The sequence below is a fragment of the Paenibacillus sp. FSL W7-1332 genome (genome assembly GCF_037969785.1).
Classification (GTDB): domain Bacteria; phylum Bacillota; class Bacilli; order Paenibacillales; family Paenibacillaceae; genus Paenibacillus_AQ.
In genome coordinates, this window is the sequence record NZ_CP150209.1 from 685123 (window position 1) to 703366 (window position 18244).

Here is an 18244-nt window from a genome sequence, read left to right on the forward strand (position 1 = left end):
TGCATCATGTAAGCTTGTGTCCTGTCTTGGTGCCAGGCCCTTTTTACACTGGTATGGCAAAGGGAGCTTGTTCCATGCCACTTTTAGGAAAATTTAGTATCCAAGCGGTGGGGAGTGAGATATAATAGGGGGCGTATTCATATGAAGGAGGCAACATGGATAAACGTGCAAAAATAACCGAAATCGACCTGGTTCGGGGCTTTGCGATGATGGGCGTGCTGATGGTGCATGCGACGTCGTTCGCCACAGTTCAGATGCGCGGGGACGATTTTTTTGGCTTGTATAACTTCTTGAACATATTCTCGAAGGTTGGAACGACGACCTTCATATTTCTGAGCAGCTTCGTGCTGTTTTATAACTACTATCACCGTCCGTTCAGAGGCCGTGACCTGGCGCGGTTCTTCAAAAACCGGCTGATGTATATACTAGTGCCGTACCTGCTGTTCTCGGTGATATTTTTTACGGTGGCCTGGTATCATCGCGGAGGCGAGCCGAATCTGGCGGCAATGCTGGAGAGTTTCTGGCCCAAGCTGGCAACGGGGAAATCTTACACGCACTTATATTTCATCTTCATTAACATCCAGTTCTATCTGCTGTTCCCGCTCGTGCTGATGCTGCTGAAGCGATTCCGCGGCTTCGCGGCGGTCTGCGTGCTGGTCGGCATTGTACTGCAGTGGTTGTTCTATATCGGCAATGATGCCTGGTGGGACGTAACGAACCGGAACAGCTGGTCGCTGTCGTTTCTGTCGTATTATTTTCTCGGGGCATGGATCGGTATTTATTATGACCGGGTCAAGGATTGGCTAACTTCAACGAAGTTTGCCGCAAGACCGGCGCTGCGCAAGCTGGGCTGGATCGTGCTCTGGGCAGTATGGCTGGGCGCCGAGCTGGTGCATATCGGCCTTCGATACAATCAGCGGCTGCTGGGGACGGAGTATCATCCACTGCTCTACGATGCCTTCTGGAATGTGCATACGTTGACCACCGCACTGGTCATGCTTCAGGTTGCTCTCCATTTCGGAAATAAGAGGGCATGGTGGTTGAACGGGTTCAGGCGGCTCGGCGTGTATTCCTTCGGTGTGTATCTGGTGCATCCGCTGATTCTGCTCCTCTACCGGGACTTTCCTCCGCAGACGGAGAACTCCTGGCTGCTTCTGGCGTGGTATGCTGGCGGACTTATCAGTGCACTTGTGGTCTCGTATATGGTGGTGTACAGCATGAGTCGTCTCGGGAGCTGGACCTGGATCTTCTTTGGTAAACTGCCGGGCGGCTTGCGGAAGGGAAGATCACCAAGTCACCCTGTTCCGGCCAAGCCGGTTACGGAGGTTTCTTCGTAAGTTTGATAAGTGGAAAGGTGCAATCCTCGAACAGAGGAGAGCGCCTTTTTCTTTTGCCCGGGTGGCGATATTTCAGAATGATACCCTGATTTTCGGCAATGAGGCTCATCACTAGGGACGTCATGTTATATTTTGTTTGATGTTCGGTCTGTTGGCGGAAGGAAGTCGTTGCTAAGCACAGGTCAATTACATTCGTTACAGACATGATAACCGGAGGGGTGCCAATATGAAGGATACCAGAGATTCTTTAGTAAACGGTTTCGTTAAGGCGGACGGCCAACGTTTAGTCAATGGGGAGGGTCAGGAAATTCTGCTGCAGGGAGTCGGACTTGGAAGCTGGCTGCTGCCGGAAGGATACATGTGGAAAATGCCGGAGCAGGGAGACCGTCCGCGGCGCATCGAAGGCATGGTCAGGGAGCTGATCGGTGAGGAGAAGGCGGCTGCGTTCTGGGAGACCTATTACGAGCGTTATATCACGGAAGCCGATATCCGGCAGATGGCTTCAGAAGGCTTCAATTCCATTCGAGTACCGATCAATGCGAGGTTCATTATGGAGGAAGGGCAGCACCCGCCTTTTGTATATCATGAAGGTCATCTGAGGCTTATTGATCAGGTGATCGATTGGTGCAGGACGTATTCGCTGTATGTTATTCTGGATTTGCATGGCGCGCCAGGCGGACAGACCGGCGCCAATATCGACGATTCCGAGCGGGATTTGCCGGAGCTGTTCACGGACCGATGGAACGCGGAGCGGACGGTGGCGCTATGGCGCTTGCTGGCGGAACGCTATAAAGACGAGTGGATCGTGGCCGGTTACGACCTGCTTAACGAACCGCTGCCGGACTGGTTCAGCGAGTACAATGACCGGGTGATGCCGCTGTATAAGGAAATCACCGCGGCTATACGCGAAGTGGACAAGCGCCATATGATCATTTTGGAAGGCGTCCACTGGTCTACGGATTGGAGTATTTTTGACGACAAGTTTGACGATAATTTGATGCTTCAGTTCCATAAATACTGGAATAATCCCGACACGGAGAGCATTCAGAAGTATCTGGATTTGCGCGAAGAATGGAATGTGCCGATCTTCATGGGTGAAGGCGGCGAGAATAACCCGCAGTGGTATACGGGCGCATTCCGAATGTTTGAGGACCATAACATATCCTGGAACTTCTGGACCTGGAAGAAGATGAACACTCAAAACTCACCCTTCTCGATTCGCATGCCGAAAGGCTGGGAGAAGCTGACGGGTTACCTGGAAGGCGGAGAGAGGCCCTCTTCAGCTGAAGCTGAAGCGATTCTGGGCGAATACCTGGATCATCTTCCGCTGGCAGCTTGCGATGCTTACCCGAACATATCACGGTCGTTGCTTCGCCGGCTGCCCATTCAGATTCCGGCGGAGTTTTACGGATATCGGGGCGAGGGTGTTTCGTATCATGTTGAGACAAAGGCCAACCAGGATATCGGTTTCCGGATTTCTGACGGCGTTCCGATGCGAATGATGACGGGCAAGGCAGAGAAACCAAGCTACGCTCCGGAAGGCGGCAAGCCGTGGATAGAGGATAATCTGGTATGCGTGCAGCTCCGGGAGGGAGATTGGCTCGCTTATGCTGCGAATTGCGCTTCCGCAGACATCTTTCATCTGGATATTCGGGGACGGATTTCCGAGGGTATGGTGGATATCATGCTTCAGATCGGGGATCGGGAGCCTGAGCTTATCGCCTTGTCTGATTCTGGCGAAGGACAATGGCAAATCCATAGAGTGGTTGAGGTTATGCCGATTGAGGAAGGTCCTGTGGATCTGGTGTTCATGGTGAATAAGGGCCGAATCGAGCTGGATTGGCTGGAATTTACCGAAGCGCGTTAAAATTATAAGTTGAAGGGGCGATGGCGCTGTGACGGAACAGGCCGCAATATCGGAAGGGCTGCACCAATGGCTGGATGGAAGTAATCTGGAATCGAAACAGCACGAAGCGATGATGCTATTGAGCGTAACGGAAGAGGGATGGCCGCATACGGCCATGCTCAGCGTAGGGGAGGTCTTGGCCTTGGACCGGAGCCGACTCCGGATTGCATTATGGCAGGGAACGGCTACGACAGGCAATCTCCTTCGGTCAGGACAGGCAACCTTGGTGGCGATTCATGATGGAGCGGCCCATTATGTTCGGCTGCGTCTTCAAGCGCTTCCCGATCTGCCGGATGCCCGGCATCCGCTGCAGCGTTTTGAAGCCACGGTCGTGGCTGTTCGGGAGGATATCGCGAAGTATGCGGATATCACATCGGCCGTGAAGTTTCAGCTGCACGACCCCGGTGAAGTCCTGCAGCGCTGGAAGGAAACGCTGGAGGAATTGCGGAAGTAAACGTTTACGCGCAAAAACCTGCTTAAGATCTAGGCTCCCGGCATATGCCGGGAGTTGTATATGCCTGCCATGCCTTATCGGAATGATGCCGAAGAAAATAACTTTAATTTTTCCGCAGAATCTTTTGCTTTGGTATTTGCTATCGGCAGTCAAATGTGTTAAGATATGAATATCGAAATCGACCTGAATTCACATATTGTAGAGGGTTGTCATTTCTGGTAACCTTGTGCAATATGTGAATTTTTTTATTCCGTCTGCGAAGAAAAAAGGTCATGTAAATATATATCAAGGAGGATTCCCCCATGCAAACAGGAACTGTTAAATGGTTTAATGCTGAAAAGGGCTTTGGTTTCATCGAAGTTGAAGGCGGTAACGATGTATTCGTTCACTTCAGCGCGATCCAAGGCGACGGCTTCAAAACGCTTGACGAAGGCCAACGCGTTGAATTCAACATTGTTGAAGGAAACCGTGGACCACAAGCTGAGAACGTTGTTAAATTGTAATTACAATTGAAGACTGCCCTTAATGTGTGACATTAAGGGCAGTTTTCTTTTATACGGCGTTTCTATTTTCTAAGACGAGAATAAGGAGGAGCGTTCATGTATTCGCGTAAAAACTCGATGGAGAGTATTCCTGAAGAAATAACGGAAGTTTGGGCATGCACTAAGGAAGACTGCAAAGGGTGGATGCGGGACGATTTTGCGTTCGACACGGAACCGGTATGCCATTTGTGTCAATCCCCTATGGTCAAGGAAACGAGAAGCCTGCCGCAGCTAGTTAATACCAACAAACAACAGAAATCTCTGGCTAAGGGGATTCAGATCGAGCGCAAATAGCAGCTAATACCTAGAGAAAGCGCTGGGCAAACACAAATTCTTCTTGAAGCTACCTTCGGATTTTATGGTAAATCCGTCTATTTCTGTTTCATTGGAAGGAGAATGGTTAGTAATACGTGTACCCTTTCATTCTGATTCAGAATGATTTTACGGATAAGGGACGCAAAATTCAAAGGAGTGAAATGTATTGAACACGCAAACCGAGGTACTGAAGAGGAACATTGACAACATGATCATCCAGGATAACCAAGGCGGCTTGAACGATCAGGAGAAATTCATCATGCAGAAGCTGATGCGTGAGAAATACCAACAGGAACACGAAAGCAAACAGGAACAACGTGAGGAAGACAAAGGGGAATAACTGGGAAACCGTTTGATATACGTGACGAAAAACGATAACGCCGCCGTAACGATCCGATGGATCGCTTGTGGCGAAAGATCGTTAGAGCAAGAGGAAAGGCATGAATGGCAGCTGTGGAGGCTGCTGTCCATGTCTTTTTTTGTGTCTGGAATGAGTAGAGGGTACAATATTTCGTTTTTGAGTTGCTTTATTTCGTAAATGGCGAAGTGTACCCGAAAAATGAGCCCCTTGAAACGAAATCTGAAACCTTTCGTGCAGAGAAAGGACGATCTACAATATAAACATAGAGAATGTAAAGGTTTTCAAAATGTTAGGATCAACCTGGAGGTCATAACCATGCAAAATCAACTTCATGCCGACGTTTCCGAAACCGGTGTCGGTCCCTCGATGGAGCCTTCTGTACAGAAGAAGCTTGACAGGAAAAGATGGCTCAGAAAGCTCTACGGCCAACGACATCTCCAAATTATGGCGCTGCTCGGCGTTGCGTGGATGATCATCTTTAACTACATTCCGATGTACGGTGTCATCATTGCATTTAAGGAATTCAATATCGTGAAGTCCATCGGCGAAGCTCCATGGGTAGGGTTGGCGCACTTTAAGGAGTTTTTCTCAGACGAGGATTTTAGGAACGTTATGCGGAACACGCTCGGGATCAGCTTGCTGAAGCTGTTTATCGGATTTCCGCTTCCGATCATATTTGCACTCTTTCTGAACGAAATCCGGTCTGTTCGATACAAGAGGACTATTCAGACGATCTCTTATCTGCCTCACTTCTTGTCATGGGTCATTCTGGGCGGGATTCTGATGACCTGGCTGGCGGATATCGGGATTATCAACAATATTTTGATGGCTCTGCATATGATCGATGAGCCGATCACGTATCTGGCTGAACCGAAATATTTCTGGGGAATCATTATCACCTCGGATATATGGAAGGAGCTTGGATGGTCCGCGATTATCTATCTGGCGGCCATTGCCAGCATTTCGCCTGAAATGTACGAGGCGTCGACGATAGATGGCGCAGGTCGGTTTCAGAAGATGTGGTACATCACCCTTCCCAGTATCAAATCGACCATATCCATCCTCTTTATTCTTGCGGTTGGTGGTGTGCTGAACTCCAACTTCGATCAGATTTTGGTGCTCCGAAACACGCTGAACGAAAGCGCGAGCAACGTCATCGATATTTTCGTGTACCACACCGGGATGCAGAACGGACGATACTCCTACGCGCAAGCCGTTGCATTGTTCAAGTCCGTCATTGCGATTATCCTGCTGTTGATCGCGAACAAGGTGACCAAAAAACTGAACGACACATCACTATTCTAGCGAGACCAGCAAGAAGGGAGACGAATAATCCATGTTTAAACGCAGAACCAAAGGCGAAGCCTTCTTCGATATATTCAACAATTTCGGCATGCTGATCGTATGCTTTCTGACGATCTACCCGATCTGGTACGTGCTGGTGAATGCCTTCAATGACGGGCAGGACGCCATGCGCGGAGGAATCTACTGGTGGCCGCGGATGTTCAGCCTCGAGAATTTCAGCGCGGTGTTCCAGAGCTCCGGCATCATGACGGCGATGGGCATCACCGTAGCCAAAACCGTGATCGGCGTGTTCATCCACGTCCTCTTCACCGCGATGGTCGCCTATGCATTCTCGCGGAAGGGACTGATCGGCGGCAAATTCTATATTTTGCTCGGAACGGTGACGATGTTTTTCGGCGGCGGACTGATTCCGACCTATCTGTTGATCAAGGATTTGAATATGCTCGACAGCTTCCTGGTGTACATTATTCCGTTTATGTTCAGTTTCTTTGATCTTATCATCTTCATGACCTTCTTCCGGGAAATTCCCGACGGTCTGGAGGAGGCGGCAAAAATTGACGGGGCTAATGACTGGTCCATCTTCCTCCGGGTTGTGCTGCCTGTATCCATGCCGGTCATCGCAACAATCGCATTGTTTCACGGGGTATTCCAGTGGAACGATTATTTCACTGGTGTCATCTACATCAACAACACGGACCTCCAGCCGATCCAGACGTATCTGTATAAAGTCGTCGCTCAATCCAGCTCGAATCAGATGATGGCTCAGGTGCCGGGCGGGGTTGCCAAGACGGTCACCTCCCAATCGATCAAAATGGCGACCATGGTCGTAACGACGGCGCCGATCGTATTCGTCTATCCGTTCCTGCAGCGATACTTCGTCAAAGGGATGATGATCGGCTCCATTAAAGGTTGAATCACAAAATGTTCGTTGATGTTTCCTTCCCATCTCCCGGAGAGACCCGGGGAGGGGAAATCTTACCGGTAGCTTCTCTTGCCTAATCCGGCGGGAGTTCTATATGATCATATTTTTAAATAAGAAAAGGGGTAAACACATGAGCAAGATGCTTAAGCCAAAGAGCCTTCTGTTGTTGATGTTCGCACTGGTCATGGCCTTTACAACAGCATGCTCGTCCGGCGGTGATAATAGCGGCGCGTCGGAAAAAGAAAAAGAGGAAGACAAACCGGCAGAAGAAGTGAAATTGACTCAGGATCAGCCGGGATGGGCAGTCGATACCTCCCCGATTACGTTTGATTGGTACATCAACTTCGCCTGGTTCCCGAACAAATGGGGCGAGGATATTACGTCGCAATACGTAACGAAGAAGACGGGGGTTAACGTCAACTTCATCGTACCGGCAGGGAACGAAGTCGAGAAGATGAATACGATGATTGCTTCCGGCACACTGCCTGATTTTATTACGCTGGGATGGTATGAAGACGCTGTCAAAAAAATGATTGAAGGCGACCTCGTTCTGCCGCTGAACGAATTGGCAGACCAATACGATCCGTATTTCTATAAAGTAACCGACCCTGCGAAGGTGTCGTGGTACACCAAGGATGACGGCAATATTTACGGTTATCCGAATGCCTCCTCTTCACCGAAGGACTATGAGAAGTTTGGCGATAACATTACCTCCAACCAAACGTTCTTGGTCCGCAAAGACATGTATGAGGCGCTCGGAAGCCCGGATATGCGCACACCGGAAGGTTTCCTGAAAGCGCTTGAGGATGCCAAGAAAATGTTCCCGGACGTGAACGGACAGCCGCTCATTCCGTTCGGATTGCATGATTTCCATGAAAAAGGAAACAGCTCCCTCGAGGGCTACCTGCAGAACTTCCTTGCCATTCCGCAGGATAAAGACGGAAAGCTGTACGACCGCAGCACCGATCCGGAATATGTAAGATGGTTGAAGACGTTCCGTATGGCGAATGAAAAAGGTTTGATGTCCAAGGATATTTTCGTGGATAAACGTCCGCAGATGGAAGAAAAAATCGCACAGGGCCGCTATTTCGCGATGCTGTACCAACGCAGCGATATGGCGAACCAGCAGAACGCATTGTATGCAAACGATCCGAACTCGGTCTACATTGCAGTGGACGGACCGGCTAACTCCAACCTGGATCAGCCGACCTTGTCGGGTCCTTCGATCTCCGGCTGGACGGTAACCCTCATCTCCAAAAACGTAAAAGACAAAGCGCGCGCCATTCGCTTCCTGGATTACCTGATCTCCGAAGAAGGCCAGCGTGATACTTACTTGGGCGAAAAAGGCGTGACATGGGATACGATTGACGGCAAAGACCAATTCCTGCCTGAGGTAGCGGAGCTGCTGAACAGCGACCGCGGCGCATTCGACAAAAAGTATGGAGCATCCCACACCTTCTGGATGATGATGGATAATAACGTTACGCAACCTTGGATGCCCGCTGCCGTCGAGCCGTTTAAGCAAATGGAAGACTGGACCCGCGGCAAGACCCAGAGCTTCTCGCAATTCGATCAGTTGGATCCGGATGCCAGCTCCGAGGAAGGCATCATTAACGACAAGGTAATGAACGAGTGGGGTAAAATCCTGCCGAAGCTGATCTTTGCCAAAACGGATGCCGAGTTCGATCAAATTTGGAACGATTACCAAGCGAAGCGTGAATCCCTCGGTTTCGCGAAAGTTCAGGAATTCAGACAGAAAGAATACGAAGAGAACGTCAAGAAGCTTGAGGAATTCCTGAAGTAAGGATGATCCGCTCAGGCGGATGAACAGAATAAGGACTTAAGGTACCCTATTATCGATATTGTCGAAATAGGGTGCCTTTTGTCGCATCACGAGCTAATATAGGAGGGTATCCGATCGGCTGATGGCGCCTTTTCATACTGGGCTCGGCTGCGGTCATTCATAGAAAACGGGATGTGACAGTCATGATGACACGAATCAGATCGCTTATTCAATCGTTTGCTTATTGGTTTGGCCGCAGGTCGATGCAGAGTCGTTTGGTTGCTGCCTATATCTTGATTTTGCTGGTTCCGAGCATTATCGTGTCGAATTATTTTTTCAAGCAGATTCGGGATACCTACATCAGCGATGCGCTCAACCAGAACTCGTTCCTGCTGGAAATTGAGAAGATGAACATGCTGAACCAGATTGAAGCGATTGAAATGGCCGCACAGCTGGCGATTTCGGATGACGGCATCAAGGATTATCTTCGGATCAATGAAGAACCCGAGGTGGCGTGGCTGATCGATTTGGCTCGGGGGCCCTTCAGGGACATCCAGCGGATCCAAACCAACAATCCGAATATTACCCACCTTCGGTTATACACAAACAACGCAAACGTGACGGAAATGTGGCCAATTATTTTTCAGGAGAAACGGATCGCAAGCGAGCCGTGGTTCCCCAAAGTCAAGGAGTTGGACGGCGGGGAGATGTGGATATTCAACCACCGCGATCCCGATATTCTGCAGCGCTACGCTGCCGACGTGTCCGAGGAGCTGCCGAAGGTGTCCTTGATTCGCCAAGTCCATAGCGGGGATTACAGCAGCGTGATCCAGGTGGATATGCTGCTCAAGTACTTTGCTCCGAAGACCTTTGCCGGTATCGTGGATAACAGCTCGCAGATGGTCATCGTCGATCAGGAAGGGCAGCTATTCATGGACCGAAGCCAATCGTTCATGAACAGTCACGAGGGACTTCGAGGCGAGGTGGAGCTTCAGTTCGCTAAGCTGAAGCAGGAGGCGGGCGACTCCGAGAAGACCATACATGCCAGGTTTAGCCTGGACGGATCCTCGTTCTTGCTGATCGCGACGCCGATGGAGCGGCTTCATGCCCATGTGCTGAATGTCGTTTCCCTGGAAGGGGCGCTGAATAACGTATCCAAGGCCCAGGGGCAGATTATAGCGGCGAACATTGTATTGATTTTTCTGCTGTCGATCATTACGTATTACCTAAATTCCATTATTCTGAAGAGCCTGCGCCGTTTAACGGAGACGATGAAGAGAGTCCGCAAGGGAGAAGTTACTGCAGCCATTACGATTCAGGGGGGCGGCGAGGTTGGTGAACTGGCGCATCATTTTAACAAATTGATCCGCACCATCAATGAACTGATTGCCCAGGGCGTACGCAAGCAAGCGGTGACCAAGGAGGCGGAGCTGCGAACGCTGCACAGCCAGATTGACTCTCATTTCCTATACAATACGCTTGAAAATATTAAGATGCTGGCCGAAATCGAGGGGCAGCGGACGATTTCGGATGCGTTGACCTCACTTGGCGGGATGATGCGCTACAACTTCAAGTGGTCGGGGGAGTACGTTAAATTGAAGGATGAAATTCGCCATATCCGCAATTACATTGATGTCATGAATATCCGGTTTGACGAGCCGATCCGGCTTGAACTCAATATCCCGTCCGAATTCATGGAGCTCGAGGTATTAAAAATGTCGCTGCAGCCCATCGTGGAAAACGCCGTTAAGCATGCCTGGCCCGAGTTCCCGGATCAGGAAAAGCGAATCAAGATCGATGCCATTGCATGGGAAGAGGATCGGATCACGATTAACGTTACGGATAATGGCATCGGGATGGAGCCTTATCGACTGGGCAGGCTGGGCGAGATTCTTCGAACGGCGGACAATGAGGAACTCCCTTCCATAGATTACGGGCACGGTGGAGTGCAGGCTGGAGGAATCGGACTTCGGAATGTGCACCAGCGAATCCGGTTGTTCTACGGGAATGAATATGGAATCGAAGTGAAGAGCGAAGAGGGGGAGTTCACGCAGGTGACCATGACATTCCCTAAGGTTCTGTTAACAGGAGGAGGCAGTGGACATGAGAAGTCTGATGATCGTGGATGATGAGAAGAATATCCGGTATGGACTGAAAACGATGATTGAACGGGAGTTCCCGGATCAGTACGAGATCCGCCTGGCTGCCCAAGGGCAGGAAGCGCTGGACTCTTTTCGCGAAGAGCCGGCCGATATCGTCATTACAGACATCCGGATGCCGGTCATGGACGGGATACGCCTGATTGAGGCCCTTGCTGAACTGGAAGGAACATTGGGGGTTAAACCCGTCGTTCTGATCCTGAGCGGATATGACGATTTTGAATATGCCAAGGCGGCGATCCGCTATCAGGTAAAGGAGTATCTGCTTAAGCCGATTCGACGGGATGAACTGTTCGCCGCCCTTCGAAAGACAGAAGAAGTTTTGATCCGGCAAGCGGAAGTGCACAACCGGGTGGCCGCCAGCGAGGTATATCTTCAGCAGCTGCAGACCCATCGGCTGAAGGAGCTGCTGGAGCTGCCGCAAGGACTAGGGATGGATATGGAAGCTGCCGCGAACGAAATCGGATTTGATTCGTTTGTGAAGCCATTCCGGGTAGCGGTGATGAAATACAAATACGAAGACGGCAATGCCATGAACAAGGATGAGCTGAAGCAATTGATTGATAACATGAGGGCTTCAGTGGAAGGGCGGATCAACGCTTGCTTTCTGGACAGCAAGGGGAGAGTCGTGCTCATTGGCAGTCCGGACGGACAATTCGAAGAGCTGGCACGGCAGTTTGCCGAGCGGGAGATGGACGGGCTCTTCGTGGGCATCAGCCGGGAAGGCATCCGGATCGAAGACATCCGGATGGGTTATATTCAGGCGCTGACCGCCCTGAGTTATACGTTCATCCATCCCAACGTCAAGCTGATGAGCCATGATGATATTCAGGGGGAGCTGCGCACGTATCCGGTGCCGGAAGAGAGCATCCGGAAGCTGGGCAACATGCTCGGCACGGAGCGGGAGCGGGAGATCAAGGCGCTGCTGCTGGATATTTTTCATATCGAGGATATGCCGCATGTGGCCATCGATTATTTGGAACATGTCAGCAAGCGGATCAATGAGCAGGTGCTGGATGAGGTGTTCCGCGTGTACGGGGAATCCATGGTGGAAGTGTTGAAGCTATACCGAAAGGTGGGGACAATGGACAATTACCGTCATTTTCACACCTATTTCAGAAATTTGGAGCATCTGCTGCTGCACGTGAATGAATATGTTAAAGGGATTCGTTCCGCCCACAGCGAGCATTCCGAGATCAAGGCAGCGGTAAGTTACATGGAGGAGAATTACCACAGGCCGCTGAACATGGCGATGGTCAGCAATTATGTGTCTTTGAATTATTCTTATTTCAGTGAAGCGTTTAAGGCCCATACGGGGGAGAACTTTGTGGTATATCTTAAGAAGCTGCGGATTACGAAGGCCAAAGACCTGCTTCAAGACGGCACCATGAAGCTTGCGGACATTGGTAAAGCGGTCGGCTTTGAGAACACCAAGCAATTCTCTCGTGTCTTTAAGGAGCTGGAAGGGATCTCGCCGCATGAATACCGGATCAAGGTACAAACAGGTCCGGGACTGCAGCAGGAGTAGGTAATGCAAACGCGGTGAGGAGGAGACAACTGAATCCTATTGTCATATAAGAGGGGAGAACCTTGGCCGTCAAGCAGCAGGGTACTCCCCTCTTATATAAACGGGGGATTTTATATCCGATCCCGTTTTACCGGTTTACGCTATTATTAACTAGTAAGCGTTGAACCCGTTTCTAGTAAGGTTTTCAATCCCGATAGTACGATCGGCAAGCCTAACTTGAGCGTGTTCGCCGTATGTTCGGCCTGATCAAACTCATCATGGATAACCGTTACAAGGGTTACACCGCTAAGCTCCGCATGGGGATCAATTTCCCACGTAATACGTGAGAGACTCTCGCCGGCCGTATCTTCGTTTATTAACATCCTCCAACTCAGAACCAGCTTATGCGGAGGGTTTATGCTTAGAATGGTTCCTTCTGCTTGAACCTTGCCTTGGGGGTTCTTAAGTTCGAAAGGAGAGCCAATTTCCCAGTTGGATTGGATAGAGCAGTTGTACCAGAACTTTGATGTCTTGGCCGGATCGGTAATGGCGCGCCATACTTGCTCGGGTGCTGCTTTAATGGCAATTTGGTTTACATGTCGAGGTTTTTGTTCCATATTCGGTTCACGCTCCAATTCATTTTTAAGGGATGACAATTCCATGGCCCAGGGCTCAGCGTATTTGCTGACCCACCGGTCGTATATTTGACGGATCGGCACGGAGTTCAGATAATGCAGCTTCTCCCTGCCAACCTTTCTCGTTGTGATAAGGCCGGCTTCCTCCAGTATATGAAGATGTTTCATGACACCGAATCGGGTCATCTCCAGGGGAACACAAAGTTCGCTTAAACTTTGCCCATCTGTTTTATACAGCAGATCCAAGAGTGTGCGTCGGCTGGGATCCGCCAGTGCTTTAAAAATTTCATTTTCCAATCGTGACATCTCCTTCTTAACAACATGCTAAGAAAATCCAAATGGCTATTTACATGTGACTAAATGGTAATGTGTTATAAACGTGACAGTATAGTCACATATTATCATACAACGAATCGTTTGTCAGCTTATGGCATTTGAATGGACGAATGGGGAGGTATATCGAGAATTTCTGGAAACGGAGTGATATGGATAGCACCGATATGTGGCGCCAAATTCGAGGCAGCTAAAGATTCGGCACGATCCAGTCCTATTGACTGGGTCGTTTATTTTGCTCACCGAAAAAAAGACACCGGGTCGGCTTTCCAGGGACATGCCTGGAATTCGCGATCGGGTGTCTTCTTATATGCAGGATTATGTAATCCCTATAATATTATTTATTGAGCTGCGGTCTCTAATGTGGACAGCGTCATTTCCATTTTGCGGGTGATTTCTTTCTGCCATTTCACGTCTCCAAGTTGGATCGCGAGGTTCAACAGGTCCAGATAATCATCCATTTGCAGAGAACAGCGGCGGGAAGTCGTTTTCATAAGTCAATCGGCTCTCCTTTATATATAAATTCTTCAAGCGAAAAGCGTGTAAACCTGAGTATAAATACATTCTCAACACATTCTCACTTGTCCGGTAATGATAATCATTATCATGTGGTTAATTCTCATTATAAAGGCTTCCCGCCCAGGTTGCAAGCGACTTTCTTGGATTTTGCGTAAAAAAGAATTAATTCATGAAGAATCGCTGCCTATATTTACGCGGCGAGATCCCTTCCTGCTTCGTGAAGCAGGAGGTGAAGTAGGCTGCATGATTGAAACCGACTTCCTCCGCGACCCGGCTGATGCTGAAGTCTGTCTGCATGAGCAGCATCTTGGCCTGCTCGATCCGATAGCGCTGCAAATATTCAACCGGCGAGCAGCCGAATTCCTTCTGCATGCAGCGTGCAATATAGACAGGGTGGAAGTTGATGCGGTCGCCCAGCTCCTGCACCTTGAACTCTTCCCGATAATGCTTCCGCAGATAGGCCGCGGCCCGCTCGGCGCAAGCGGAGGAAGGAGAGGACACCGGTGTATCCAGTGCGGCGGCCAACTGCTCGATGAGCTCTTGGAACACTACCTGCTGCCGCCACAGAAATTTAGCCTGGTGACCGTACTGAACCAGCGAAGACATGGTAGCCAGAAGCTCCAAGGCCTTTTCCGGTTGAGGCAGGGTGCCGAATTGGGGGATGTTGACGGAAAAATAGTTCGGCGTCATCGCCTTTAACTCCGGAGCCTCTTCTCGTCTAGGCGCTTGGCAGGCCTCATCCGCATGCCAATTCCCGGAGGTTTGGAAATGAAGCCAGTAATAATCGGTCTCCTCCGTGCATCCCTTCGTGCCGAAATGATGCGTATCGGGACGCAGGATGAGGAACATGCCGGGTTTGATTTCATAAGGAATGCCATTCTCCGTGACATGGAGCTGCCCCTTCATGACCACGAGCAGATCAAAGATGCCAATGTTTTTGCGGTTGGGATGTCCGCTGTGAACAGGAGCGCGGGTAAGCCCGCTATTGATGTATTCCGGCAGCGGCGGAACGGTAAAATTCAGGATCGTCATAAGAAAGCCCTTTCGTGATTCGCGAGGTTTGAATTTTGATAGTTTTCGTTCGGAAAATGATATTATAACTCCAGTATACCATCTATAATTTGAGAAGGTTAAAGACCGTTTCATCATGAATTGTGTTTAACCCTTACATCATGGGTGGAGGTTGGAATGTTGGATAAAAACACAAGCAAATTTACATTATGGGTTCTCGCTTGGCCCATATTTATCGAGCTGTTCCTGCAGTTTTTGCTGGGAGCGGTGGATACATTGATGGTCAGTCGGATTTCCGACGATGCGGTGGCTGTGGTTGGCTTCTCCAATCAGCTGTTTCAGGCGATGACGACCCTGTTCATGACGGTTGCCAGCGGTGCCGGCATTCTCATTGCCCAGAAGATCGGTTCGCATCGAACGGGAGACGCTCGAACGATCGGCATCATGGCGGTGAGTGCCACGACAATCATCGGATTGGTGTGCAGCGTGATATTGTTTGCGATGCCGGAGGCTATCGCTTCGATCCTCCAGCTGCCGGAGCATCTGCTTCCGCTAGCCGGAACGTATATCTCCATTGTCGGCGGCGGGATGGTGCTGATTGCCATGATGGCTACGATGAGCACCGTCATCCGGAATACCGGTAACACGCGTGCGCCGATGTATGTAGCGATCGGAATGAATATCATTCACGTTATTATGAACTATGGGTTTATTTTCGGCGCTTTCGGGTTCCCGCAGTGGGGGCTTACCGGCGTCGCGATCTCGACGGTGGTAAGCCGGCTGCTCGCTGTGCTCTTACTGCTGTATATATTCCTTCGTTCATTTGAATACCGGATCAAGTGGAAGGAATTCCGCGTGTTCAACCGTCCGCTGTTCGGTGAAATTCTGAAGATCGGATGGCCGCTCGGCATCAATATGTCCTGCTGGGTGTTCACGCAGCTGATCATCTATTCCTTCATTGCAACGCTGGGCGCTGCCGAGCTGGCTGCGCGTACGTATATGAATACACTGGAATCCTTCTGCTTCCTGCTGGGCTCATCAATCGCGATGGCTGCTCAGATTCAGATCGCGCATCTGTTCGGCGCGGGCCGGATCAAGGAGGCTTATCGGAGCGCGTACCGCGCGCTGGGCATCGGGGCTGTTTACGTTGTCGTCAATGCCTTCCTACTGTATGTGTTTGGGAAGCAGCTGCTGGGGCTGTTTACGGACGATAAGACAATCATTGCGATCGGGGCCTCGCTCCTGGGCATGAACCTGATTCTCCAGCCTGGCAAAATGCTCAACATGGCGCTCGGCAACTCGCTTAATGCCGTCGGAGACACGAGGTTTACGATGTACATTTCCCTAGGTTCGATGTGGCTGGTCGCCACCGTGCTCTCTTATGTACTCGGCATTCACATGGGGTGGGGGCTTATCGGCATATACTCCTGCATGATTGCCGACGAGTATTTGCGGGGGGTGCTGTCCTTCTTCCGCTGGCGCGGGCAAAAACACCTGCGGAAGGCAGAGCGAGTCGAGCCGGTGAATCATCAGGGGACGTCAATGGAGCCGATGCCAGCGCAAGCATAATGCTGGGTTTTGATATGAAAAAGGATACTTCGGCCGTGCGGCATCGGGGTATCCTTTTTTTGCCATACTAAAAAATAATGCATTCGAAAACTTTTTAACCGCATGACGGGGTATTGTAAGTGATTGGCCAAGTGAAAGGAGGAAAGCGCGGTTTGGTACACGACCTTATACAACGACTAAAGACGGAATACAGTGACGAATTGTTTGAAGAACTTTACCGGTTATACGCGGATCGGGCGATTCGAACGGCTACCGCAGTAACCGGAAGTCCGGCAAGCGCTGCCGACGTGGTCCAGGAAACGTTCATCAGGGTATACCGTAACCTCGGTGCCTATGATGGAAGCAAACCCTTTGACCCGTGGTTCAACCGGATTCTCTATAACGAATGCAATCGGTATTTGAAGAAACATGCGAGAGTGGTGCCTTCCGAGATATCGGAGGAGAGGGATCTTCCCTCGGAAACCGACACCTACGATTTTGACCGGCATGGCGAGGTATATGAGATGGTGCAGCGGCTGGATGACCAGCACCGGATTCCCGTTATCTTGAAATATTTGAACGATTTTGCCGAGAAGGATATCGCGGACATGATGGAGCTGAACGTCAATACGGTGAAGTCCAGATTGTTCAAAGCGCGAAAGAAGTTGAAGGAATGGATGCTGCAGAATAGGGGAGGGGATCAGCATGGGACGTGATCCATTGGATCAAGAGATAACGGACGGTCTGAAAAAGGGTACGGATGACGCGATGCGACATAAAGACGAGATTTGGATGGCGATTAAGGAGCGGATTCATAGCGAGCAAGTCCGGCGGCCTGCGGAATCGGAGACTTCCTTCGCGCCGCGGGAATCGAAAGGGCGCCGCCGTTCGGGACGAAGAACTGCCGGATGGATTGCGGCAACCGCCGCTGCGGCAGCCATCGTGCTGACCGTCAGCTTTCAGACGGCGCCGGTTCAGGCGTTCCTTGATCAGGTGAAGGAATGGTTTGCTCCCCAGAAAACGGTCGAGCAGGAGCTTGAAGGAACGCCGGAAACCAGCGTGGATCAGCTGCATGAGGGTGCCGATTACGTGATTTATATTGATGAGAGCCGGTTTAAAATGATTCATGAATCGGGCGTGGACCGCATTGAATTGAAGGAGAAGCCGACGGATGACCGCTATCCGGAAGTGTTCATGGAAATTTCGCAGGAGGGCATCGATGCCAAGACGGCAGCGGAGCGGATCCAGACGGAGCTGCAAGAATATCCGAAGGTTGAATCGAATCCCGTGGATGAACCGATTCAAGGCTGGGAAGTGCGTGCCATTGGTGGAACCGGCGGTAAAGAGTGGGATGACCCGGTGATACGATATTATGTGTTCGATAACGGGCAGGGCGGCAGCTTTGTTGTGAAGCAGCAGTATTTCCTGGAGGCCTCCGAGGGCTTCGGCGCACGCTTCCATAACATGATGAAGGAATTCCACATTACGACGAATACCCATGCTGAGTCTGACATCGAATAGGATTTTCAGTTTATTGATTGCTTTTAACGTGAACGCTCGGTAGAGGTCACAACTCGAACGATTAATGTGGTGGTAATCACTATGGC

The 18244-nt window shown here is 50.4% G+C and carries 17 protein-coding genes; 14 read left to right on the forward strand and 3 right to left on the reverse strand.

The genetic code is table 11. The features are described 5' to 3' along the window. Window positions 1–155 precede the first annotated feature (155 nt). The 11 genes from MKX98_RS02905 to MKX98_RS02955 all read left to right on the forward strand — a co-directional run bounded on the left by MKX98_RS02905 (window position 156) and on the right by MKX98_RS02955 (window position 12612). Complete coding sequence (locus tag MKX98_RS02905) at window positions 156–1337, forward strand: acyltransferase (RefSeq protein ID WP_339221357.1); 1182 nt, start codon at window positions 156–158, stop codon at window positions 1335–1337. A 226-nt stretch (window positions 1338–1563) separates the two neighbouring features. Further along, on the forward strand, window positions 1564–3204 hold the full coding sequence (locus MKX98_RS02910) for a cellulase family glycosylhydrolase (protein ID WP_339221359.1): 1641 nt from the start codon (window positions 1564–1566) through the stop codon (window positions 3202–3204). A gap of 28 nt (window positions 3205–3232) precedes the next feature. Continuing rightward, window positions 3233–3697, forward strand: a complete 465-nt coding sequence (locus tag MKX98_RS02915) for a pyridoxamine 5'-phosphate oxidase family protein (protein ID WP_339221361.1) — start codon at window positions 3233–3235, stop codon at window positions 3695–3697. A 302-nt stretch (window positions 3698–3999) separates the two neighbouring features. Further along, on the forward strand, window positions 4000–4200 hold the full coding sequence (gene cspD / locus MKX98_RS02920) for a cold-shock protein CspD (protein WP_006207896.1): 201 nt from the start codon (window positions 4000–4002) through the stop codon (window positions 4198–4200). Between the two features lie 96 nt (window positions 4201–4296). Further along, entirely contained in the window at window positions 4297–4533 is a 237-nt protein-coding gene (locus tag MKX98_RS02925; protein ID WP_071222231.1) for a cold-shock protein, read from the forward strand. Between the two features lie 187 nt (window positions 4534–4720). After that, entirely contained in the window at window positions 4721–4894 is a 174-nt protein-coding gene (locus MKX98_RS02930; protein ID WP_181469830.1) for a hypothetical protein, read from the forward strand. 336 nt (window positions 4895–5230) lie between these two features. Continuing rightward, window positions 5231–6220: an ABC transporter permease subunit gene (locus MKX98_RS02935; RefSeq protein ID WP_194540674.1), complete on the forward strand. Its 990-nt coding sequence runs from the start codon at window positions 5231–5233 to the stop codon at window positions 6218–6220. Between the two features lie 31 nt (window positions 6221–6251). Further along, complete coding sequence (locus MKX98_RS02940) at window positions 6252–7133, forward strand: carbohydrate ABC transporter permease (protein WP_194540675.1); 882 nt, start codon at window positions 6252–6254, stop codon at window positions 7131–7133. 139 nt (window positions 7134–7272) lie between these two features. Then, complete coding sequence (locus tag MKX98_RS02945) at window positions 7273–8946, forward strand: extracellular solute-binding protein (RefSeq protein ID WP_194540676.1); 1674 nt, start codon at window positions 7273–7275, stop codon at window positions 8944–8946. 182 nt (window positions 8947–9128) lie between these two features. Further along, window positions 9129–11054, forward strand: a complete 1926-nt coding sequence (locus MKX98_RS02950; RefSeq protein WP_339221365.1) for a sensor histidine kinase — start codon at window positions 9129–9131, stop codon at window positions 11052–11054. After that, complete coding sequence (locus tag MKX98_RS02955; RefSeq protein WP_339221368.1) at window positions 11029–12612, forward strand: response regulator; 1584 nt, start codon at window positions 11029–11031, stop codon at window positions 12610–12612. Before MKX98_RS02950 ends, MKX98_RS02955 begins: the two co-directional genes overlap by 26 nt. Before the next feature lie 146 nt (window positions 12613–12758). Here MKX98_RS02955 and MKX98_RS02960 read toward each other — a convergent pair whose 3' ends face one another. The 3 genes from MKX98_RS02960 to MKX98_RS02970 all read right to left on the reverse strand — a co-directional run bounded on the left by MKX98_RS02960 (window position 12759) and on the right by MKX98_RS02970 (window position 15110). Further along, window positions 12759–13523, reverse strand: a complete 765-nt coding sequence (locus tag MKX98_RS02960) for a metalloregulator ArsR/SmtB family transcription factor (protein ID WP_339221370.1) — start codon at window positions 13521–13523, stop codon at window positions 12759–12761. A gap of 377 nt (window positions 13524–13900) precedes the next feature. Then, entirely contained in the window at window positions 13901–14053 is a 153-nt protein-coding gene (locus MKX98_RS02965) for a hypothetical protein (RefSeq protein ID WP_009591875.1), read from the reverse strand. A gap of 187 nt (window positions 14054–14240) precedes the next feature. Then, window positions 14241–15110 (reverse strand): AraC family transcriptional regulator, encoded by an 870-nt coding sequence (locus MKX98_RS02970; RefSeq protein ID WP_194540680.1) that lies wholly within the window; start codon window positions 15108–15110, stop codon window positions 14241–14243. 156 nt (window positions 15111–15266) lie between these two features. Between MKX98_RS02970 and MKX98_RS02975 the strand changes: the two genes are divergently transcribed. From MKX98_RS02975 to MKX98_RS02985, 3 genes are all read left to right on the forward strand, one after another. Next, window positions 15267–16658: an MATE family efflux transporter gene (locus MKX98_RS02975; protein WP_194540681.1), complete on the forward strand. Its 1392-nt coding sequence runs from the start codon at window positions 15267–15269 to the stop codon at window positions 16656–16658. A gap of 152 nt (window positions 16659–16810) precedes the next feature. After that, entirely contained in the window at window positions 16811–17353 is a 543-nt protein-coding gene (locus MKX98_RS02980) for a sigma-70 family RNA polymerase sigma factor (RefSeq protein WP_339221372.1), read from the forward strand. Then, window positions 17343–18158: a hypothetical protein gene (locus MKX98_RS02985; protein WP_339221373.1), complete on the forward strand. Its 816-nt coding sequence runs from the start codon at window positions 17343–17345 to the stop codon at window positions 18156–18158. Before MKX98_RS02980 ends, MKX98_RS02985 begins: the two co-directional genes overlap by 11 nt. Window positions 18159–18244: the final 86 nt, after the last annotated feature.

What these genes read in the sequence shown, in the direction of transcription:
- MKX98_RS02905 (WP_339221357.1), top strand. Translation starts at nt 156, where the DNA reads ATGGATAAACGTGCAAAAATAACCGAAATCGACCTGGTTCGGGGCTTT.
- MKX98_RS02910 (WP_339221359.1), top strand. Translation starts at nt 1,564, where the DNA reads ATGAAGGATACCAGAGATTCTTTAGTAAACGGTTTCGTTAAGGCGGAC.
- cspD (WP_006207896.1), top strand. Translation starts at nt 4,000, where the DNA reads ATGCAAACAGGAACTGTTAAATGGTTTAATGCTGAAAAGGGCTTTGGT.
- MKX98_RS02925 (WP_071222231.1), top strand. Translation starts at nt 4,297, where the DNA reads ATGTATTCGCGTAAAAACTCGATGGAGAGTATTCCTGAAGAAATAACG.
- MKX98_RS02935 (WP_194540674.1), top strand. Translation starts at nt 5,231, where the DNA reads ATGCAAAATCAACTTCATGCCGACGTTTCCGAAACCGGTGTCGGTCCC.
- MKX98_RS02940 (WP_194540675.1), top strand. Translation starts at nt 6,252, where the DNA reads ATGTTTAAACGCAGAACCAAAGGCGAAGCCTTCTTCGATATATTCAAC.
- MKX98_RS02945 (WP_194540676.1), top strand. Translation starts at nt 7,273, where the DNA reads ATGAGCAAGATGCTTAAGCCAAAGAGCCTTCTGTTGTTGATGTTCGCA.
- MKX98_RS02950 (WP_339221365.1), top strand. Translation starts at nt 9,129, where the DNA reads ATGATGACACGAATCAGATCGCTTATTCAATCGTTTGCTTATTGGTTT.
- MKX98_RS02955 (WP_339221368.1), top strand. Translation starts at nt 11,029, where the DNA reads ATGAGAAGTCTGATGATCGTGGATGATGAGAAGAATATCCGGTATGGA.
- MKX98_RS02965 (WP_009591875.1), bottom strand. Translation starts at nt 14,053, where the DNA reads ATGAAAACGACTTCCCGCCGCTGTTCTCTGCAAATGGATGATTATCTG.
- MKX98_RS02970 (WP_194540680.1), bottom strand. Translation starts at nt 15,110, where the DNA reads ATGACGATCCTGAATTTTACCGTTCCGCCGCTGCCGGAATACATCAAT.
- MKX98_RS02975 (WP_194540681.1), top strand. Translation starts at nt 15,267, where the DNA reads ATGTTGGATAAAAACACAAGCAAATTTACATTATGGGTTCTCGCTTGG.
- MKX98_RS02985 (WP_339221373.1), top strand. Translation starts at nt 17,343, where the DNA reads ATGGGACGTGATCCATTGGATCAAGAGATAACGGACGGTCTGAAAAAG.